This window comes from Intestinibacillus sp. Marseille-P6563, assembly GCF_900604335.1.
Taxonomy (GTDB): Bacteria; Bacillota; Clostridia; order Oscillospirales; family Butyricicoccaceae; genus Butyricicoccus_B.
Window position 1 is genome coordinate 1 of sequence record NZ_UWOD01000003.1, and the last position, 23,497, is coordinate 23,497.

Annotated in this window: 12 protein-coding genes and 2 pseudogenes; all 14 read left to right on the forward strand. The window is 48.9% G+C overall.

The annotated features are described in order from the left end of the window. Positions 1-309 (forward strand): type IV secretory system conjugative DNA transfer family protein (locus EFB11_RS17065; protein WP_206424207.1); only part of this gene is annotated, 309 nt, incomplete at its 5' end. 100 nt (positions 310-409) lie between these two features. After that, positions 410-616, forward strand: coding sequence for a hypothetical protein (locus EFB11_RS15850; RefSeq protein WP_243115262.1), 207 nt, complete (start codon positions 410-412; stop codon positions 614-616). Positions 617-695: 79 nt separating this feature from the next. Next, positions 696-1,538, forward strand: coding sequence for a hypothetical protein (locus EFB11_RS15855; protein ID WP_122791341.1), 843 nt, complete (start codon positions 696-698; stop codon positions 1,536-1,538). Between the two features lie 34 nt (positions 1,539-1,572). Further along, positions 1,573-1,827, forward strand: a pseudogene (locus tag EFB11_RS17580) (PrgI family protein); the annotation flags it as partial. Between the two features lie 73 nt (positions 1,828-1,900). Then, positions 1,901-4,375, forward strand: a complete 2,475-nt coding sequence (locus tag EFB11_RS17585; protein WP_122791343.1) for a VirB4-like conjugal transfer ATPase, CD1110 family — start codon at positions 1,901-1,903, stop codon at positions 4,373-4,375. A 12-nt stretch (positions 4,376-4,387) separates the two neighbouring features. Next, positions 4,388-7,594, forward strand: a complete 3,207-nt coding sequence (locus EFB11_RS17435) for a 3D domain-containing protein (RefSeq protein WP_122791344.1) — start codon at positions 4,388-4,390, stop codon at positions 7,592-7,594. Positions 7,595-7,615: 21 nt separating this feature from the next. Then, the gene (locus EFB11_RS15875; RefSeq protein WP_122791345.1) at positions 7,616-7,939 is read left to right on the forward strand and encodes a hypothetical protein; all 324 of its coding nucleotides are present in this window, start codon (positions 7,616-7,618) and stop codon (positions 7,937-7,939) included. 5 nt (positions 7,940-7,944) lie between these two features. Next, positions 7,945-9,018 (forward strand): hypothetical protein, encoded by a 1,074-nt coding sequence (locus tag EFB11_RS15880; protein WP_164706823.1) that lies wholly within the window; start codon positions 7,945-7,947, stop codon positions 9,016-9,018. 9 nt (positions 9,019-9,027) lie between these two features. Continuing rightward, the gene (locus EFB11_RS15885) at positions 9,028-9,267 is read left to right on the forward strand and encodes a hypothetical protein (RefSeq protein WP_122791347.1); all 240 of its coding nucleotides are present in this window, start codon (positions 9,028-9,030) and stop codon (positions 9,265-9,267) included. Further along, a complete protein-coding gene (locus tag EFB11_RS15890) occupies positions 9,264-11,375 on the forward strand; it encodes a type IA DNA topoisomerase (protein WP_122791348.1) in 2,112 nt (703 codons plus the stop codon). The genes EFB11_RS15885 and EFB11_RS15890 overlap by 4 nt, the downstream gene beginning before the upstream one ends. A 77-nt stretch (positions 11,376-11,452) precedes the next feature. Continuing rightward, positions 11,453-11,767 (forward strand): annotated as a pseudogene (locus tag EFB11_RS15895) (DUF3848 domain-containing protein); the annotation flags it as partial. Between the two features lie 861 nt (positions 11,768-12,628). Then, complete coding sequence (locus EFB11_RS15900) at positions 12,629-12,973, forward strand: TnpV protein (RefSeq protein ID WP_122791387.1); 345 nt, start codon at positions 12,629-12,631, stop codon at positions 12,971-12,973. A 164-nt stretch (positions 12,974-13,137) separates the two neighbouring features. Further along, positions 13,138-20,889 (forward strand): DEAD/DEAH box helicase family protein, encoded by a 7,752-nt coding sequence (locus EFB11_RS15905; RefSeq protein WP_243115264.1) that lies wholly within the window; start codon positions 13,138-13,140, stop codon positions 20,887-20,889. Continuing rightward, positions 20,889-23,429, forward strand: a complete 2,541-nt coding sequence (locus EFB11_RS15915; protein WP_442906887.1) for a YodL domain-containing protein — start codon at positions 20,889-20,891, stop codon at positions 23,427-23,429. Before EFB11_RS15905 ends, EFB11_RS15915 begins: the two co-directional genes overlap by 1 nt. Positions 23,430-23,497: the final 68 nt, after the last annotated feature.

Below are 23,497 nucleotides of genomic sequence, written 5' to 3' on the forward strand. Positions count from 1 at the left end.
GGGCAACAGGGTAGTGTATCGGTGCAGAATCAAATCACTGGACGAGATCTGCTAGACCCTGCAGAAATCGGAAAAATTGATCGGACGGAGTGTATTGTACAAATCACTGGCTTGCCGCCATTCCGGTGCCCCAAATATGATTTGACAAAGCACAAACGATATAAGCTTACTGGTCTTGCAAACCCGGAATACATGTATGACATCGAAAAGGAGATATCTGAATTTCGGACACGAGGCAGCGAAAGCAGCGGTAGAAAATCCGAGGATAAACACCTGAAAGTTGATGTCAGCGAACTGATGAATTTATAAATGGCTGTTTCCAATGGGAAATAGTAACGCCTAATGGGGCTTCACCAAAATGTGAAGCCCTATTTTTAAATTATTCATGAAAAGGAAGGTTGTAGATACTATGAATGGTATGTTTACGCAGATTATGGGGTTGTTGCAGAAGGGTGTAACTGCCGTCGGTGCAATTATCGCAGTGTTTGGCGCAGTAAACTTGGGCCGCTCGATCAAGGACTCCAATGGCCCTGGCATTGGCAGCGGCATCGCAGAAATCGTTGGTGGCGCTATTATTATTGCGGCCGCAGCCTTTATCAGCAATGTAACACTGTAAAATAGTCCGACAAACAGGAAATAACACAGAAAAGTATGGAGGGAGTTTTAGACTCCCTCCATATAAAAAGGAGCGACGTATGTTTAAAGATGTCGTGAAAGATTTAATGGCCCTAATTTTAGAGGACATAAAAAATCTTTCGTTGGACAGCGGGCTGTTGGCCAGCATTACACGAGATGACGTATACTCGCAACTCTGGTCACAGGTTTCCGCATTGGCTGCCGGTGTTTTTCGCACACTCGCATTATCCGTTTTAGCTATATTTATGCTTATCGAATTTTTGGAACTCAGCGATCGATTTTCTTCGAATCAGCTACCCGATCTTATGAAGCCGATTGGGATTTTGGTAGCTAAATTGGCACTGGCCATCACGATCATCAATCAGAGCACAAACATTTTACATGCAGTTTACGATGGTTTTTTGGATATATCGAAACAAATAACGATGACAAGTTCGCTGTCAGTAGCCACTGATTTATCAGCGTTTAATACCGCTGTTGATGATATGTCCCTGGGAACACAGGTAGTATGTATGCTAGTGCTGTTTATTGCAGTCCTGGGTACAAAAATCGCCTGGGCATTTATTCAAATTTTAACCATTGGGCGATTTATTCAAATTTATATCTATGTTGCTGTGGCTCCGGCTCCGATAGCAACACTCCCAAATCGAGAGTGGAGCAGTATAGGTAAAGGCTTTTTGAAAAGCTTTGTATCCATATGCTTGCAAGGATGTATTTTGGTGCTCATTCTATACTTTTTCCCAACCATCGCCTCTACGCTGGTTACTGCCATCATACCGGATGGATCGGGAATAGGTGGTGTTCTGACTGCCTTTGCAAACATCTTTGTAATGCTGGGAGCTTTGCTTATGGGCTTAAAGGGCGCAAAAACAATGGCGGATAAAATTTGCGGAGTCATGTAAAGGATGGTGAATAAAATTGGCCCTATCGGTACATGTGCCGAAAGAGATAACTGACTACAAAGAACGCATTGTGGGAGATTTTTCGGGACGGCAGCTTATTTCGTTGGCTGCCACCGGAACAATACTTGGACTTTCCTACGTGATATTGGTAATGCTGCTCCATGTATCCATGGACGTATATCCCTATTTGGCAGCGGTAATCTGCGTACCAGGCGTGGCTATCGGATTTTACCGTAAGGATAACATGCCCTGTGAGCAGTATTTCAAATTGCTATGGCGGCATTATATGACAAACCAAAAATTATCGTGGTCGGTGGAATACGATTTCCCATTAACGGATGAGATTGAAAGCGAGGAAAAGCATGTTCTTCAAAAGCGAAAGAAGCGGAAAAAAGACGAACCGGAAGTCCGCACAGAAAAGAAAAAAAGACCTAAAGCTGCAAGAAAAAGAATACAAAGAGAGATTAAAAAAGCTAAAAAAGAGTACAGAGCAGCTAAACGCGCAGCAAAAGCAAAAAATTAAAAAAGAAGCTGCGCCTAAAAGCACCACTCAGTATATTGGATATCAAAAACTTTTTGAGGATGGTATCTGTCAGGTTTCGCCGGGGTATTATTCCAAAACAGTCCGTTTTTCGGATATCAATTATCAGACGGCCCGCGTCCAGGATCAGAAAGATATGTTTTCTCGGTATGTGGAAGCGCTTAATTTTGTCGATCCTACAATGCCCTTGCAGCTCACATTGGTGACGCGCAAAGTCGATGAGGAAGCATTCCGCGCTCAAATGTTTATGCCTATGGCTGGTGATCTGCTCGACAAATATCGAACAGAAATGAATGAAATGCTGGCATCAAAAATCAAAGAGGGCCAAAACTCCATCGTCCGTGAAAAATATTTCACGTATGCGACTGAGGCAGAGGACCTTGAGGATGCAACCAGCATTTTGGCGCGGTTTGAAACACAATTTATCGGACTCTTTAAATCGCTGGGTGTGGATGATATGACATCCTTAACTGGCGAGGAACGTATCAATTTGCTTCGTTCCATAACGCGGCCGGATCAAAGAGATTATGTTTCCTTGGATGAGCTGGCACGAACGGGCTGGAATAGCCGGTCGTTTGTAGCTCCTACATCCTTGGATTTTTCGCATAAATACACCTTTGAGTTCGGCAATAAATATGGTCAGGTCTTGTACTTTGGTAATTTACCTGCGGATTTGTCCGACGAATTGCTGACTGCCCTTACAGATCTCCCAATCAATATGGTTATCAGCATCCACCTACGAAATATTTCGCAGGTGAAAGCTCTGAGCATGGTAGATACCAAAATTGCCATGATGGAGATGGAGAACACAAAGCGTGCGCAAAAGGGCATTCAGCAGGGGCTGCCGCCTGAAATGATGTATCTCCCCGAAACGAAACGAGCATTGGTGGAAGCACGTGAATTATCGCATGATTTACGCGAACGGCAACAACGTTTTTTTGAAACAACGCCGCTGATATTTACCTATGCCGATACAGAAGAAGAACTGGCGAAAAATGTCTTTACGATCAAACAAACGGCTCAGGCCAAGACGGTAACAATCGAGAATATTGATTTTATGCAACGAGAGGCATTCAATTCAATTCTGCCGATTGGTAAAAATCATTTTGGTGCAGAACGCACACGCCATCTCACCACGGTTGCTGCCGCGATTTTTGTGCCATTTACGACCCAGGAGCTGTACCAGCGAAATGGCACATATTGCGGTCTTAACTCGATCAGTCACAACCTGATCATGTTTAATCGCCTATCCTTGCCATCCCCGAATGGATTTATCTTGGGCAAGCCTGGCAGCGGCAAATCTTTTGCCGCAAAACGCGAGATCATCAATGTCCTCCTTAATGATCCCAATGCCGATGTCCTGATTATCGATCCAGAAAGAGAATACACCAACCTAGCACAAGGATTTGATGGAGAGGTTATCCATATTTCAGCTGACAGTAATAATCACCTAAATCCAATGGACATTTCCGAAAATTATGCGGATGATGGTGATCCCATTCAGTTGAAATCGGAATTTATTTTGTCCCTGTGTGATTTGTTATCTGGTGGATTACAGCCTGGGCAAAATTCGATCATTGACCGAGTGATTCTTCACTGCTATGAAAAACATTTCTCGCGGAAAAACGGTACAGTTCCAACTCTGAACGATTTCTATGACATTTTGAAAGAGCAGCCTGAAGAACTCGCTCAGAGCCTGGCATTGTCCTTGGAGCTTTATATTAAAGGCAATTTGTCCGTATTTGCCCATCATACAAACGTAGATACTCATAAGCGATTCATCATTTATGATATCCGTGATTTGGGCAAGCAATTACGCACATTAGGTATGCTGATTGTACTGGATCAGATCTGGAATCGTGTAACCCAGAACCGTGCTATCGGTAAACACACCTATATCTACATTGATGAGATTCAGCTGCTCGTTACAAACGCATACAGTTCGAACTACTTCTTCGAGCTTTGGTCTCGTAGCCGCAAATGGGGTGCTGTACCGACTGGAATTACGCAAAATGTCGAAACATTGCTGCTGTCCGATGAGGCACGACGTATGCTATCGAACTGCGACTACATCATGATGCTCAACCAGTCCGCAAATGATCGGGTCCCGCTGGCTGAATTGTTAAATATTTCGCCACGGCAGCTCAATTACGTGACTAATGCAGAGCCGGGCAGCGGCCTATTATTCGCCGGAAAATCCATCATTGCATTTACGGATAAATTCCCGAAAGACACTGAGCTGTACAAAATGATCACGACCAAATTGGAAGAAGTAGTGGCGCAAGACCCCAATTAAGGAGAGTTCAAAATGTCATCTGAAATTCGCGTTACAGGCCACATTGAGGATACAGGCGTGAAAAGCAGCGATGAAATTGCGGCAGAAAAAGTAGCAGCATCCAGTGAATTGTATCGTGAAAGCGCACAGGAGATGAAATGCGATGATATGATTCGAGTCACTGGTAGCGAATCTATGGTGCGATCTTCGATCAGCGATCCAATCAGCGATATTCACTGCCAGCAATATGATGAGTACGCTATTCAGCATGAAGGCTACTCAGATCATTCAGTATTTCCTTCCTCGGGCATGTCATCGACCTCTTCTTCTCCTGTACCGAATGCACCAGGATCTCGGTATAATGCGGTGGGTCTGCCTCTGCGAGAAAATCCAGGTGCTATATCCTCCAATAGCATTTCATCTGCGCCATCATCCCAATATCCAATTCGCAGGTTTACCAAATCCCATCAGAAATACACTCCCGTTACACAATATCATGTTTCCGATATTTCCGAACCCACACCCAGAATTGAGTTACCGGCTGCATACAGATTGAATCCACGATCCCGATCGAGATACACTGTGCCAAATACCTTTGTCGGTAGCCGATCGAAGCAATCGGAAGAAACGATGTCTTCCATATCTACGGATATGGTGCGCAGCACTGAAACGATAGGTCAGGAGTTCCTTTATACGGCTCAAGATCATCTGAGTCCTCAAATCCATACATATGATGATTTTTCCAGATCAAAAATTGCCACACCCTCGGCTATTTGGGGGTCCGCGGTTGGTGTTCAGTCATCCATCGATGTGATACATGCTCAGGGTAGCAGCCCAGAACCAGAGAATAGATCTACGGAGCCAGATCTGGGACAAGGGCCTACCCAATGTATTATAGATCGATCATCATCTATCATCCGGCGGACATATGGCGCTCAACGATACCAGAAGAAACAGCAGAAAGTATTGCAAAAAAAATTGCACGAATCATCGTCTTTTGATGAGAAGCGATCGGGTTATTCAAAAAAAATTACCAGTGCGAATGCAGGAGAAGCTGGCAGAGTGGCAACCGTAGCTGGAGCAACGGCAGCTACGGTTGCCGTTGCTGAAAATAAGCTCATTCAGCACCAAACCCATCATCACATGATGGCGGATCTCGCTGCTGACTACATTCGAGATATCGATGATCCGTATGCTGATAACATCGCTATGCAGGGCGTTATATCGGCGAAGCAGACTGCAATGAAAGCCTATACCGCAACAAAGTATACGAAAAAATTTGCTTATGCTGCATCTCGGACAGCCCATTCTATGGTTCGGCGCGGGGAAAAGGTTGTGCGGTATCTCAAAGAGATGTTTTCCAGCGTAGCAGGCATATCAGCAAAGGCCGCAGCAGTTTTCCCGATTATCGTTATTGCAATTGCCATCTTAATAATTGTATCTGCGATCTCATCTATTGTGCCAACAATTTCGCTGAAAACGGATACGACAAAACTGACAGAACTATACGCCTATTGTACCGAGTTAGATGCAAAATTTTCGGAGGCCGTGAGTGAGCAGTTAAATCGAACTGGATTTGATCGCATTGACTTTTACGAAAATGGTGCACGCAGCAATGGTTCATCCATTTGGGCAGTCGAAACAGATTTGGATATGCTGCTGGCATATTATGATGCGATGTTTGAAGATTATAGCTCCAATTCGGCGTTTCAAAGTGTGAAAGATTACAGCAAAGAACTATGGAATGATTTGTATACGCTATCCATCAGTACGCACACCGAACGCCACACATCACATCATTCTGACGGCAGCACGAGCCATTATACAGTCTATGTCCTGGATATCTATGTTGATACGCAATCTCTATCGCAGTTGGCTGCAACCAATGCGAAGCCAGAAGGTAGCGAAGATATCGCATACGATAATGTATTTGACACCCCATTTGGATACCTGACGGATTCTCAGCAGGATACATTTGATGCGTTAGCGGAAATCGGGACATTTACTGCATTGGAGGAAATAGCCAATCCTTTTGTAGCTCCGGATAGCGATGACGAAGTTTCCTGGACCGTTGGGCGGCGATACGGATACTATTTAAATCTTTTGACAGGTGAATATCATCCCCAGTTTAACCATGGACTATATCTAAATTCTCCGAATCCGACTGGATCAGCCGTATATGCGGGTTTTGCAGGACAAGCTACGGTGACGGACGATACAGTAACAATCAAATCCGGCAACCGAGAAGTTACCTACGGGAACTTGACTTCGATTGTGGTGTCGTCTGGATATGTTGAAAGTGGTACACGACTGGGAGATGTCGGTAGCAATAGCCCGATATCCACTACCGCCCTGTATATGGAATATACTCGAAATGGTAAGGAAATTAACCCCCGTTTTGTAGTTGGCGGCTGCTCGTCGAGTTTTAGTAGCGTTGGTAATGGTGATATTGTCGCCGTTGCGCTTTCCCAGGTTGGAACCACTGAAACGCCGGTCAATCAGGTTATGTACAATGACTGGTACTATGGACACCATGTTTCTGGCAGCAGCTATGCGTGGTGCGCAGTATTTGTATCCTGGTGTGCCGATCAGTGTGGCTATATTGATGCTGGTATCATCCCGAAGCAAGCTGGATGTGACCAAGTAAAGGATTGGTTTGCGGCCAGAGGACAATTCCATTGGCGTAGTTCAGGCTATCGCCCCAAGGCGGGTGACTTGATCCTCTACGGTACACCAAGTGACATGACCCATATTGGTATCGTTGTATCGTCAGACGATTCCAAAGTCTATACCGTCGAAGGAAACACCAGTAAGGGTGGCGGCCTAAATCCCAATGGTGGCGGCGTTTGGACAAAATCTTATGCGTTGTCAAGCTCGTATATCCAGGGGTATTGCACACCGGCATATCCTGCAACCGGCAATAATGGTGGAGCTCCACCGGCTGGTGCTCAAAAATTGGGCACATTTAAGATCACTCATTACTGTCCTGGCGCATGCTGCAACGGGCAATGGTCCAATGTAACTGCCACTGGTGCCGTTCCGACGCCTGGCGTGACGATTGCAGTCGATCCCACTGTTATTCCGCTCAATAGCAAAGTCTACATTGAGGGATACGGAACCCTATCTGCGCAAGATACCGGTGGCGCAATCAAAGGAAATCGCATTGATGTGCTGGTAGCCACCCATGCAGAGGCAAATAGATTAGGCGTGGTATACCGTGATGTCTACATTGTTCACTAATTTTAAAGGAGGAACAGATGAATGACCCCAGAACAAATCCGTAAAATTCTGCTACGTTGTGGCGCTGAAGAACGCAAGAATAATGTTCATCATCGCATCTATTTAAACATTTTGTCTTTCGTTGATTTAATCGGTATTAACGGTATCGAAATCAAATCTCCCAAGGGGGCCGGACCGATCTGTCTCTGCAAAATCGATAATGAAATTCTCTCTTGTTCCGGTGATGAAATAAAACATGCGCTGGATGAAGGCACTTATTTTGATCTTCGGGTAGGACATTTTTGTTCTCCATCTCAACGTGTGATAGATCTGCTGGAAGATACCATCGCACACTTGAAAGGGTGATGACATTGAAAAAACGGAGAATCTTATTCGCGGTAATTACCGCACTGCTCATTGTCGCTATTTCTGTCGTTATCGTATTGAGCCGCACGCCAAAAGAATCTATCCATGTCCCCAATATACTGGGGGCATGGTACAGCACTGATGGTACAGACGAAACCATTATGTTCTATGACGATTATGATTGCGTCAGTTCGCTGGCTGATACGGAATGGTCTTATACCATTTTAGATAGTGAGCATGTTGAGATCACTAAAGATGATAAAACATCTACTACATTCCAAATCATCCTGGATGATGATACTGAGAAGGCTGTACGGTTAACAAGTGGCGACCAGTCATATATTCGCGATCCGGATCAAGCCGCAGCCGAAGCAAAGGAAACTGGCAGTGAAAGTTACGCAGAATATAATATCGAAATAGCATTACCCAAAATTCTGCAAGCCGATGTTTGGACATTGGACGGCGGGCAAAATAATGAAACCCTCCAATTTGAACCAGATCGTGTGCATTTGACATGGAATACTGGCAATACAACGCATTCCCGCAGCTGGGCATGGACATATCTTGATATTTTTGCCGATCAAGATGTAGACAAACCGATATCTATCAAAATGCAGCTTACATCGCTCGAATCAGATGCACAATCGACAGATATGCTGTATCTTTACACAAACGATTCTGAAAACGGATTTCGTTTTGAATCCACGTTATTTTCGGATACTACGGATACAGTGCAGTGCTGGACACAAGCTGCATCTGAGCAAACATTGACAGCGGCAGATGATAGCAACCAGGAAGGTGAAAACGTGATTATCGCTGGCTCTGGTGGTGCAGGGGCGCCGACCACTTACTCCGATTCCTATGATGTGGCGGCTGATGATCCGTTTTCAGAATCATTCGTTGAGCCGAAACCAGGCGACATTGATCCCGAAACCGGGAAAAAGATCAAAACATATGTCCGTATGGTTTCGGGTGATACCTGCACAATTACGATTGTCTATGATGACGATACATCGTCTACGCAAACAATCGAAAAACAGGTGAATGTAGACCGACAAAAAGTTGATATCAGCTATTAAGGAGAAAACATGACTACAAAAGAGAAAATTGCTGATCGTAAGGCAAAAATTCAGGCATGTGATGCCAGGATTGATGTACTCGAAAAAAAGAAAGCAGCTCTTCAGAAGGAAGTGGATGCTCTGCAAAATGCGGAAATCAAAAACCTCATGCAAAGCATTGATCTACCGTTTGAGGATATTTGTTCCTTTTTGCAAAGCTTATCGGAAACTCCGCCAAAAGCTGGCCAAAAAGAAGGGGAATCAATATGACACTTATAATCTCGGAAAAAAATTCTGTCGCTGTTGAAATTGGCAAAGCCATTGGCGCTACGAAAAAATGTAAAATTTCCTCTGACACAAAAGGCTATGACTATCTTGAAGGCAATGGATATCTGGTAAGTTGGTGTGTTGGCCACCTCATCAGGCTCTGTGATCCGGATGAATATGACCCGAAATACAAAAGCTGGAGCATCGACTTACTGCCTATTATCCCTCAGCAATTCCAGACCAAAGTGGCTCGGGAAACCGCTGGTCGATACAAAGCCTTAAAAGCTCTCATAGATCGTTCAGATGTGACCGATCTGATTTGTGCCACCGATGCCGGCCGCGAGGGTGAGCTGATTTTTCGGCTCGTTTATAATCAGGCCAAATGTACGAAGCCGTTCAAACGTCTATGGATCAGTTCCGTTGCACCCGCATCTATTCGCCAGGGAATGGATGCACTTAAAGATGGCCATGCCTACGATGACCTCTATAATGCTGCTGTATGTCGGCAGCGGGCGGACTGGCTCCTGGGGATGAATCTGACTCGTCTTTATACCAAGGCATACAACACTAAGCTGCGCATTGGCCGCGTTAAAACTCCTACTGTCGCTCTGATTGTCCAACGCGATCAGGAGATCAAAAACTTTGTTAAAACGCCGTATTACAGCCTTACAGCCGATTTTGGAACATTTAAAGCGTATGCGCAAATGCAGGATAAATCAGCCGCCGAAGCAGCTGCTGCGGCCGGAAATGCGGCGGGGGCGGGGACAATTATATCCATCGCGCAAAAAGAAAGATCCGAAAAGCCGCCCCACCTTTATGATCTCACTACATTACAGCGGGATGCCAATAAGCTCCTGGGATATACGGCTAAGCAAACGCTAGATTGCGCACAAAGCCTGTACGAAAAAAAAATCACGACATATCCCCGAACAGACAGTTCTTTTCTGACTGCCGATGCTGCTGTTGGCGTTGTGCAAATGCTGCCGCAACTGCATGAGATGTTCCAAGATGCCCATATATCTGGTGGTCCAGATATATGGGCGAGCAACATCGATTCTATCACCGATGATGCCAAAGTCAGCGATCATCATGCGTTGATTCCGGACTTCAATTACATCCAAAATCTTTGTCAGGATGATATTTATTCCCTGCCAACCGCTGAAAAAAATATTTTCTTTCTGATTCTTTTCCGGTTAATTTCTGCTCTCTCTCCAGCACGCCAATATCGCTCCACATTGGCACATATCGATATTGCCGGCACGGATTATGAAGCATCCGGTATCGATGAAATTGAACCTGGCTTTGCAGCCGTACAACGTCAAGCCAAGGCATATATGCAAATATCACAGGAGCAGGAAGTAGTTTATGAAAAATCTCAACTATTGCCGCCGTTAAACGAGATGGAGCAATATCCGGTATCTGCTATCACCTGCACAGAAAAATTTACGCAACCGCCCGCAGCGTACACCGAAGATAGTCTTTTAAAGGCTATGGCTGCTGCCGGACGAGATACGGACGATCCCGCTGTCCGTGAAGCTATGAAAGACAAAGGATTGGGAACACCGGCGACGCGGGCTGATATCATCGAGGAAATAAAAAGCAACGGGTATGTCAAGGTATCCGGGCGAAAACTCCTTCCAACCGATCTTGCCTATGCCATGATTTCCGTAGTTGCAGAGCCGATCAAAAATCCAGAAACCACATCCCAGTGGGAATATCAATTATCCTTGATTCAGCAGGGAAACGCTCATCCTGATTATTTCATCGGAGATGTGGTCTGCCAGATCATAAATATTATTTCCACGGTCAGGGACAGCGCTCCAGCACCGAAGAACGGGTCTTTTGATAGACCTGAGATCGGCATATGCCCCAAGTGCGGGAAAAAAGTGCTTGACACTCCAAAGGCTTTTTCATGCTCTGGTGGCAAGGGAGGATGTGGATTTATTATCTGGAAGACTATTGCCGGAAAATCCATATCATCTACACATGCTACTCAATTACTCAAAAAGGGTCGCACAAATCTTATCAAGGGGTTCCGCTCTAAATCAGGGAAATCTTTTGATGCACACCTTGTTTTGCAAGATGACGGCTCCATCAAATTAGCATTTTAACCTTTGGTATGCACCTTGAAAATTAAAGACATGCTGTTTTTTTACCGAAAATATATTGAGAGCAGGTGTAATTTAACATGAATCACGAAAATTACAGTGATATTTTATATAAAAGAATGGCCACCGAGCAAGATTCCTTTCGTCAGTGGTTGGTAAACCAGCCTCCAGAGGAGATTTTGCACCATGCCTATGAGTACACCGTCCGAGAGGACATCGTAATGGCGATGAAGGAACTGGAGCTGACCGACGCTCAAGCGCAAGCTCTGCTGGATTCCCCCACTCCACTGGCTGATGTGTACCGCCACTTTGAAAAGCTGGAAACCGGCTATATGGATGTGATCCGAAACAGCATTGAGAATCGAGCCACCGATATATGTATGAATGGAGAAAAGCGCCCTTCCATAACAGAGCAACTGGAAAGAGCACAGCTCCAACAATCTCAAAGTCCAAAACATCAATTATCCACCCGCCAAATGAATGAGGAAGTAAGATGATAGAAAGAAATATGGTAGAATTGTATTTAGATACCGTTCGCCGCGTTTTTGATTCTCCAGAATCTTGGTCAGAATTTTTAAAATTTTCTGGCCGGTTTTATAAATATGGGTTTGCAGATCAGATAATGATTTACGCCCAGCGACCGGATGCCTCAGCCTGTGCAACTATGCGACAATGGAATACTCATATGCGTCGTTGGATACGCCGTGGCGCAAGAGGCATCACACTATTACGCCAAAAAGATGCTAACATTAGATTGGCCTATGTCTTTGATGTCAGCGATACCCTAGAAAATGAACTCTCGCTTGCACCTCAAATTTGGCAAATGGACTCCACTGACCATAGTGCGTTGATGGATGTCTTTCGAGATATCTCCACCTCAATATCCGGAAAATCGTTGGATCAGGTATTGTCCTCCTACACCAGCTATTGCGCAGATCTAATGATTGCAGATCCTATTATGGATCGATACAAATCATTTATCCTATCTAGTGTTGCTTTTTCTGTTCAACAACGCTGCGGGCTTCTGCAAAACATCCCAGAAGAATTGCAGGATATACGCAATATTCCAGATAATGAACGCGCTTCTGTCGGTCGCCACATCCGTTATCTTTCTCATCATATCCTATCTGTAATCGAAAATTTCTACCAATCCAAGGAAAAATCCCTTGCAATTTCCGATACGACGGTATATAATCGAAGCAAGGATAACTTTAATGATTTACAACATGAAATTGCCGGAAAAGGAGGAAATCATCATGGAGATCACCTATCGTCAAGTGGGCGATTATCTCATCCCGAACCTATACTATCCGAAGATGCCGCCGATCGGAAAGTACGGTCGGATGAGGAATCGTTATCTGGAGGAATTTCATCCAGGACAGCACGAAACACTGCTGATGACCGGTCAATTAGCCGACCATCTAGTGGAAATCGACAAAGCCGCGCAGAATCGTCTGGAGCAAATGATGCCCCAGCTGGCGAAAGAGGCGGGAGCGACCGAGCAGCTGAAAGCCAGCGACCCAATGAAATGGGTGGGGCTGATGAACACCTGCAAGGCTCAGGCGGAGGAAATCATTCTGAACGAACTGATCTACGCTTAGAAGATGAGCAGCTCGCATTTTCTGATCTCCTTTCCGTTGATGAACAAATAGAATTTATAAAAGCAGCAGCAGAGCAAAAGCCTACTGCTGCTTTTTCTTTTTCCCAAACTGACATCGACCATGTGCTGCGGTTGGGCGGCAATTCGGACCGCCAGAGGGAGCGTGTGGTTGCAGCCTTTGAAAAGCAAAAAAGCACAGCCGAGATCGCGGACATCCTGAAAAATCTGTACCATGGCGGCAACGGGATCGGCAGCGTCACCGCATGGTATGCCGAGGATGGAATCCATCTTTCCCACGGCAAAACTGCCCGTTACGATAAGTCCGCCCAGGTCATTTCCTGGGAGAGTGCCGCTGAGCGTATCGGCCAGCTTTTGCAGGACGGCCAGTTTGCCACCAATGTGGAGCTAGCCGAGGCCGAAGGATATGAACGCGCCTGTCTCGCGGAAAAGTTCTGGCATCTGTACCACGATTTCAGCGAAAAAGCCAGAGAAGCCGGATATCTGTCCAGCCTTGCCGAAAATCCGGGGCGCAGTTCCCCGGAAGAATCCGTATGGCTCACCGAGCAGCTGAAAAGCCCGGAGTTCCGCCAGAGATTTGCAGAAGAATATGCAGCATTCTGGACGGCCTATCAGCAGGACCGGGATTTGCTGCGGTTCCACTATCACAAGCCCGGAGAGATTTGGGAAAACCTGAAAGACCTGTCCCTGCCCCGTACCGCCTTTTCCTCTCAGTTGACAGAAGTACCTGCGGTCAAGCAGTTCATTACCGAGGACGAGATTGATGCTGCCATGACCAGCGGCAGCGGCTTTGAGGGCGGTAAGGGCCGTATTTTCACCTTTTTCCAAGAACCCCATACGGATAAGGAAAAGGTGGATTTTCTCCGGCATGAGTATGGCATCGGAGGGCGCTCCCATGCCCTGTCTGGCGCAATAGGTAGTCAGGAAGATTATGATGGAAAAGGACTGCACTATAAAAAAGATGGCTGCCCGGATGTGCATTTTACTTGGGATAAAGTTTCCAAGCGGATTACCGGACTGATTCAGAAGGACCGCTATCTCACCGAACAGGAACAGGCAGAGTACGATAAAATCCAGGCAGAAAAGGCCCTGGCTGAAGAAGATGCCCTGCAAGACCAGCAGCCGGACCCGGCTGTGTGGGAATACAACGGCGTCAAGGAGCGCCACCCGGATGATATGGTCCTGTATCAGATGGGCGATTTCTTTGAGCTGTACGGTGAGGACGCTAAAACTGCTGCTGCGGAACTGGACCTCAACCTCACTACCCGCGCCATCCCCGGCGGTGGCCGTGTGGAAAGGTGCGGCTTTCCGGCAAACCGGCTGGAACAGATTGTGGAACAGTTGCGTGATAAGCATGATGTGACCATTTCCGCTGTCCCGGAGGGCGGCAAGGAGCGGCAAGAATATTCCATGCCCTCCATCGACCATAAGGCGGAACAGCACATCAATGCCCAGGAAGCGGAGTTCGGCGCAGACGGGACCAGAGTATTCCGGGATACCGAAGCAGCCGCAGCCCCTACGATTCGGGAGCTGCATGAGCAATACAAGCCACTTGTACTGGCCGCTGTTATGGAGGATGTTCCATATCGTAATGCCTGCGGTCACAGTGACCATGAGAATGCCGTGATCGAGGGTAACGCCGCGATTCGTCGTGCTGTCCTGGGGTCTGGCAACATGGAGCTGCTTCGCCTCTATTCTGACACGCCGGAGTTCCGCCAGCGCCTGCACCGGGAGATCATCGACGAAACCTATTCCAAGCTCCATGAGCTGCTGCGCCCTCTCTCGGATAATGACATCGACAAGGCTATCCAGGACTGGAATGGCAAAATCGAAAGCAAACACGCCGTTGTCCGATACATGAAAGACCATGCACGGGAGAAAGACACCGCTGCATGGCTGGCACGCGAGTTTGACGGCAGCGATGGCAAAACCCCGTTTGCGGTCCGCCCGGAAAGCCCGGAAGGAACGAAGCTGCCCTGGCCCAAGGTGCAGCGCCGGATTGCCCAGCTTATTAAAGAGGACCGCTTCTACACCCAAGTCGAACAAGATCAGCTGTCTGGACTGCAACATCAAGAAAGCCGTCCTTATCAAGTGGTAGTCTATCACCATCTTGAAAACGGCTTTGATGAAAAGAAAGAATACCCGACACTGGAAGAAGCAGAAAAAGCAGCACAGAGCTATGTGGACGGCACAATGGAGCCGGACGGCTTTGCCTATGATGGCGCAGCGGTCTACGACCTGGAAGCCAGACAATATCTGCGTATCTATGGGGATTACCCGGATGAAAAAGCCCAGGCTCAGATAGCCCCACCTGATTTATCCGATCAGCCCATCACCCGTAACGAGGCGGTAACGGATTTCCTGCCGCTAAATCCTGATACGGTGAACCAGGACCTTCGGGATGTTCTGGCCCACGGCCTGATCGGTGAGACGGACAAGGTGGAGCTTTCTGAGCTGCTGCACAGCGGCAAGAGCAACCGGGAGGTTGCCCTGTGGTTGAGCCAGACCTATCCCGACATCGTGGAAACGATGGAGTTAGAAACCGGCGATACTACCGACTACCGTACTACTCCTGAAGGCATTGAACTGGAAGTGCTGGATGCAGAGGAAAAGCGTCTGGCCATGCTATCCTTCCGCTGGGATGAGGTTGCGCCTTTGCTGCGCGGGATGTATGCCCGTCAGATGGACGGTTTTGGGCAGGAACGCCCCGAACCGGTTGCCGAAACCCCGGCCTTCCAATCCGAGACCGTGGCTGTCTATCCGGGCGACAAGAACAATCTGCCCTACGATGTGGTTGTTCAGACCCTACGAACCAATGAGCCGGAGCCGCCCACGCCTGCTGTCAAGCCGGAAAATACTCTGGATGAAGTGCCGGACGAACACCCCGTTTCCATTCAGGTAAACGGCGAGTGGCAAACCTTCCCCAATGTCAAAGCTGCCGAGGAAGCCTCTTATGAGGAATACAAGGCCAATCTGCGCCGCACCGCCGAGAATTTCCGTATCACCGACGATCACCTGGGCGAAGGCGGCCCCAAGGCCAAGTTCCAGGCCAATGTCGAGGCAATCAAGCTGCTGAAACACCTGGAGGAAACCACCGGGCAGGCAACGCCGGAACAGCAGAAAATCCTTTCCCGGTATGTGGGCTGGGGCGGCCTTGCCGATGCCTTTGACCCCGACAAGGAAAGCTGGAGCAAGGAATATGCCCAGCTGAAGGAGCTGCTGACCCCAGAGGAATATGCCGCTGCCAGAGGTTCTACCCTCAACGCGCACTACACCAGCCCTACGGTCATCAAAGCGATTTACGATGCCGTGGGCCGCATGGGATTTGAGACCGGTAACATCCTGGAGCCGTCCTGTGGTGTGGGCAATTTCTTCGGTATGCTGCCGGAGGAAATGAGAAACAGCCGTCTGTACGGCGTGGAGCTGGATTCCATCAGCGGGCGGATTGCCCAGCAGCTCTATCCCAAGGCCGACATCACTGTGGCCGGGTTTGAAACCACCGACAGGCGGGACTTCTATGACCTTGCCATCGGCAATGTACCTTTCGGCCAGTATCAGGTTCGGGACAAAGCCTACGACAAGCTGAATTTCAGCATTCACAACTACTTTTTTGCCAAGGCGTTGGACCAGGTGCGTCCCGGCGGCGTGGTTGCCTTTGTCACCAGCCGCTATACGATGGACGCCAAAGATTCCACCGTGCGCCGGTATCTTGCCCAGCGCGCCGAGCTGCTAGGGGCTATCCGTCTGCCCAACAATGCGTTCAAGGCCAATGCCGGGACCGAGGTTGTATCGGACATCATCTTCCTCCAAAAGCGAGATCGCCCGCTGGACATCGTGCCGGAGTGGACGCAGACCGGACAGACCGAGGACGGCTTTGCCATCAACCGCTATTTCCTGGACCACCCGGAAATGGTACTGGGCCGACAGGAGCCGGAAAGCACCGCTCACGGCATGGACTACACCGTGAACCCCATCGAGGGGCTGGAGCTGGCCGATCAGCTGCACGATGCTGTGAAGTACATTCGCGGCATCTACCAGGAGGCCGAGCTGCCGGAGCTGGGCGAAGGTGAAGCCATCGACACCTCCATCCCCGCTGACCCCAATGTGAAGAACTACTCCTATACCGTAGTGGACGGAGCTGTGTATTTCCGGGAGAACAGCCGCATGGTGCGCTCCGATCTCAATGCCACCGCCGAAGCCCGTGTCAAAGGGATGGTGGGCCTGCGGGATTGCGTCCAGGAACTGATCGATCTGCAAATGGACGCCGCCACGCAGGACAGCGAAATTCATGAGAAGCAGGCGGAACTAAACCGGCTCTATGACGATTTTTCCGCCAAGTACGGCCTCATCAATGACCGAGCGAACCGGCTGGCCTTTGACGATGATTCCAGTTATTATTTGCTTTGTGCGTTGGAAGTTATTGACGAGGACGGACGTTTGGAACGCAAAGCGGATATGTTTACCAAGCGCACCATCAAGCCCCATGAGGCGGTAACTTCTGTGGACACCGCCAGCGAAGCCCTGGCAGTCTCCATCGCAGAAAAGGCATGTGTGGATATAGCGTACATGGAGCAGCTAACCGGAAAAACCAGTGATGAACTGACCACCGAGCTGCAAGGTGTAATTTTCCGTGTACCTGGACCGGTGCCAGAGGGAGAACAGCCTATCTATGTGACCGCCGACGAATATCTTTCCGGTAATGTGCGACGCAAGCTGCGACAGGCACAAAGGGCAGCAGAACAGGACTCAGCCTTTACCATCAATGTGAAGGCCCTTACCGCTGCTCAGCCCAAAGACTTGGATGCGTCGGAAATCGAAGTGCGCTTGGGCGCGACCTGGATTGACAAGACGTACATCCAGCAATTCATGTACGAAACCTTCAACACGCCATTATACCTTCAGAATAACTATGGTATTGAGGTCCATTATTCCCCTTACACCGCCGAATGGCAAATCTCAGGGAAGACATCAGTATCCGGAAACGATGTGGCTGCCTATACCACCTATGGCACCAGCCGCGCCAACGCCTATAAGATTTTGGAGGACAGCCTAAACCTACGGGATGTACGGATTTATGACACCATAGAAGATGCAGATGGCAAGGAACGCCGGGTGTTGAACGCTAAGGAGACCACCTTGGCAGCTCAAAAACAGCAGGCCATTCGGGATGCGTTCAAGGACTGGATTTGGAAAGATCCAGAGCGCCGTCAAACTCTGGTGCGCCAGTACAATGAGGAAATGAACTCCACTCGGCCCCGTGAATACGACGGGTCCCACATCACCTTCGGCGGCATGAACCCGTCTATCACCCTCCGGGAGCACCAGCTAGGGGCTATCGCCCACATCCTGTACGGCGGCAATACGCTACTGGCCCATGAGGTAGGTGCCGGCAAGACATTTGAAATGGTGGCCGCTGCAATGGAGAGCAAGCGGCTGGGATTGTGTCAAAAATCCCTGTTTGCGGTACCGAATCATTTGACCGAGCAATGGGCGTCGGAATTCCTGCGGCTCTATCCATCCGCCAACATCTTGGTCACTACAAAACGAGATTTTGAGCCACATAACCGAAAAAAATTCTGTGCGCGAATTGCTACCGGCGACTATGATGCCATCATCATGGGGCACAGCCAGTTCGAGAAAATTCCCATCAGTCCAGAGCGCCAAGCACGGCTTTTGCATGAACAAATCGACGAAATCACCCAGGGAATTGCTGAAGTAGAAGCCAATGGTGGTGAGCGCTTTACGGTTAAACAACTGGAACGCACCAAGAAATCTTTGGAATCTCGATTGGAAAAACTCCAAGCCGATGACCGCAAGGATGATGTGGTGACTTTCGAGCAGCTAGGCGTAGACCGCCTATTCGTCGATGAAGCGCATAACTATAAAAACTTGTTTTTATACACCAAAATGCGGAATGTGGCAGGTCTCTCCACCAGCGACGCCCAAAAATCCTCTGATATGTTTGCCAAGTGCCGCTACATGGACGAAGTTACTGGAAGCCGTGGTGTCATTTTCGCCACCGGCACCCCTGTATCGAACAGCATGACCGAACTTTACACTATGCAGCGATATCTCCAATACGATCGACTTAAGGAACTTGGTATGACCCATTTTGACTGCTGGGCCAGCCGTTTCGGAGAAACTGTGACGGCCCTGGAACTGGCACCGGAGGGCACCGGCTACCGGGCGCGCACTCGCTTCTCCAAGTTTTTCAACTTGCCGGAGCTGATGAACCTGTTCAAAGAGGTGGCGGACATCAAGACCGCCGATCAGCTGAACCTGCCTACCCCGAAGGTGGAATACCACAACATCGTGGCCAATCCCACGGAACACCAGAAAGAAATGGTGCAAGTTCTCTCGGAACGTGCGTCCAAGGTACACAGCGGCTCTGTTGACCCGTCCCAGGACAATATGCTCAAAATTACCAGCGATGGGCGTAAACTTGGCCTGGATCAGCGTATTATCAATCCGCTGCTGCCGGACGAACCCGGCACCAAGGTCAATCGCTGCGTAGATAATATCATGCAGATTTGGCGGGATGGCGATGCCGACAAGCTGACCCAGCTGGTATTTTGCGATATTTCCACCCCCCAGATAACCCCCTCCAAAAAAGCGGCCAAAGCACTGGACAATCCCACTCTTCACGCTCTGGAACAGGCCGTGCCACTGGACGAGCCGGAGCCGGTATTTACCGTCTATGATGATATTCGTCAAAAGCTCATCGCCCAGGGAATACCCGCCAACCAGATTGCCTTTATCCATGAGGCCAACACGGAAGCCCGAAAAAAGGAATTGTTTTCCAAAGTGCGCTCTGGCCAAGTGCGTGTTTTGCTGGGCAGCACCGCCAAGATGGGTGCTGGCACCAATGTGCAAGACCGGCTTGTGGCGCTCCATGACCTGGACTGCCCGTGGCGGCCGGGAGACCTTGCCCAGCGCAAGGGTCGTATCGAGCGCCAGGGCAACCAAAATCCCCTGGTCCATGTGTACCGCTATGTGACTGAGGGAACTTTCGATGCCTACCTGTGGCAAACCGTCGAGAACAAGCAGAAATTCATTAGCCAGATTATGACTTCCAAGTCACCGGTGCGGAGCTGCGACGATTTAGATGAAACAGCGTTATCCTTTGCCGAGATTAAAGCCTTGTGCGCCGGAGACCCTCGTATTAAGGAGCGTATGGACCTGGATGTGGAAGTATCTCGTCTAAAATTGATGAAGGCTGACCATCAGAGCAAGCAATATCATCTGGAGGATCAGCTACTACAATACTTCCCGCAGGAGATCAAAAAGCATAAGAGTTTTATCCAAGGCTTTGAAGCAGACCTGGAGACCCTGGCCGCTCACCCTCACCCAGAGGATGGCTTTGCCGGTATGGAAATCCGAGGCGATACCCTGACCGACAAAGAGAACGCCGGTGCCGCTCTGCTGGACGCCTGCAAGGAGGTCAAAGGCTCCGATCCAGTACAGATTGGCACCTACCGGGGCTTTACCATGTCCGTGGAGTTTTCAGCCTGGCAACAGGAATATACCCTCCTATTGAAAGGGCACATGAAACATTTGGTGACTCTAGGTACAAATCCACGCGGCAACCTAACCCGTATCGACAATGCACTCGCTCAAATGTCTCAGCGTTTAGAAGCGGTCAAGTCCCAATTGGACAATCTGTATCAGCAACAGGCCACCGCCAAAGAAGAAGTGGACAAGCCGTTCCCCTTTGAGAATGATCTACAAATAAAGTCTGCTCGGTTGGTAGAGCTGACTTCCTTGCTGAACATTGGCGATGGTGCTGACACAAAAACGAAAGATGAAAAGCCGCTATCATTACGTGAATTTTTAAAACAACCTATGCCACCCAGAAAACCAAGTAAAAATCCGAGACAACATGATGAGGAGATCCGCTAATGGCACAATCAACTAATCAAGACCGTCTACGCCAAATTACAGAGAGCATCGAACAGGGCATCAAGGAACTGTTTGAAAGTGAGAAATATATGCACTATCTGTCCGTGATGTCCCGGTTCCATCGCTATTCCGTTAATAACACTATGCTCATCTATATGCAGCGACCAGATGCCACACTGGTCGCTGGCTTTCAAAAATGGAAAAACCAGTTTGAACGTCACGTGAAAAAGGGCGAGCATGGTATCACCATTATCGCCCCCACCCCCTACAAAAAAAAGGTCGAGGAAATGAAACTCGATCCGGACACCCAAGCCCCCATCCTGGATGCAGATGGCAAGCCGGTCATGGAGGAAAAGGAAATCGAAATCCCCATGTTCCGTCCGGTCAAGGTTTTCGATGTGAGCCAGACAGACGGCAAGCCCCTGCCGGAGCTGGCATCCAGCCTGTCCGGTACGGTGCCGCACTATGAGGCATTTCTGGAGGCCCTGCGGCGTTCCGCCCCAGTCCCTATCGAGTTTGAGCCGATAGCCGCCAATATGGACGGGTATTTCTCCTCCGAACAGCAGCGGATCGCCATTCGTGAAGGTATGAGCGAGGTGCAGACTGTTTCCGCCGCTGTCCATGAGGTTGCACACAGCAAGCTCCACGACCCGAAGAAATACGAGGTGGAGCCGACCTGGAAGATTGTCATGGTAAGTGAGGGCGGCATCAAACATGATTATCGCCTGGACTTTGCTACCGAAGCGGAGGCGGAACAGGCCGCCGCCAAGGAAGGCTGGCACTATGTGGACGAGAATCGTTTTGAATGGCGGCTGGAAGTGGAGGAAGATCTGACGGCGGTGAAACAGGCCGCCAAGAACCGCAACACCGAGGAAGTAGAGGCCGAGAGTATTTCCTATGCGGTCTGTCAGTATTTCGGCATCCAGACCGGCGAGAACAGTTTTGGCTACATCGCTTCCTGGTCGAAGGACAAGGAGCTGAAGGAACTGCGGGCCAGTCTGGAGACCATCAACAAGACTTCCTGCGAGCTGATTAACGACATCGAGCGCAACTACAAGGAAATCTGCAAGGAGCGCGGCATTGACTTGACTGCCGCCACGGAACCGCAGCAGGACTCTATCGAGCAGCTGGCATCAGACATCGACCAGTTCACTTTCGATTATGACCCTTATGAGTATCGGAACAATGCAGATAGCCGTGAGGACGCACTGCACGAACTGACTGCCACACTCCGAAGCGGAGATGCCAGCGGTGTACGCGAATGGCTCCAGAATATCGTGAACGAGGACGAACCGGATGAAATCACACAAAAAGCTGCCGAGCTTATGGGACGCCTGGATCAGCTTGTGCCCGTGCTTGAACCGACACAGCTGGACGAGCCGGAACCTGACCACAACCTTGTGAAGATGGTTGATGAAGCAATGGCGATGGGCGTTGATACTGACTGGAACTCCGATAAGGAATCTCCGTTGTCTTTCGATACTGAAAGTCCCCAGCCCAGCGCCGAGCACCGGGAGGCCCTGCTGGTGCTGGATGATACCACCTATCTTCATGTTCAGCCCTGTGACACCGGATGGGATTACACGCTCTACGATGTAGCGACCATGAAGCAGCTGGACGGCGGCCAGTTGGATGGGTTGAACATGGGCCGCTGTATAGCAGTCAACCACATCTGCGAGGACCTGGGGATGGGTGACAAGTCCATCAAATATGCTCCGCTGTCCATGATCGAAACTTTACAGGAGGTCGCCTACCAGCATACCATAGAAGCTACCGCCACCCAGTTGCCAGATGTTCAGGAGCAGGCATTGGACACATATCCCATGCCAGACCCGACGCTGACCCAGAATGATCTGGAGAAGTGTGGCTACTTGGACGGCGATCTTCTGCCCCTCTCCAAAGAGCGAGCCTACGAGCTGATGGAGCGCGACCTAACCGTTTACATCATCCAGGATGGCACCCCTGAGATGGCCTTTGACACCACCGATCTGGACGCCCATGACAGCATTTTTGCTGTATCCTGTGAGGAATGGGAGCAAAGCTCAGAATTTCATGCTTTGGTCAAGGATCGTGTGAACCATCAGGAGGAACGGGAGCAGGCATTTCTTGACCATCAGGGCGATTGTTTTGCTATCTATCAGGTGGGTCACGATGACCCCTTGAATGTGCGATATATGAATCTCGATTGGCTGAAATCCCACAATCTTTCTGTGGATCGTAGTAACTATGACCTGATTTATACTTCCCCTCTGAATGATTCTGGCAGTATAATGGAAAAAGTGGAGAAGTTGTATGAGCAGTTCAATCTTCAAAAACCGGTAGATTACCATAGTCCATCTATGAGTGTCAGCGATATTGTTGCTATTAAGCAAAACGGTATTGTCTCATTCTATTATTGCAATTCCATTGGTTTTTCTGAAATTCACAATTTCATACCGCCTAAATCAATGGCTGAACAAATCGCTGCGGCTGCGAGACACGCCCAACAAATTTCTCCTTCCGCCTCTATGCAGCATAATCGATCGGATATGGAGAGATAGAATGCGACCGAGAAAACCCACTGCGTAGGCTGTGGGACAAGCACTAGCACAATGAAGGAGTGAGTGTA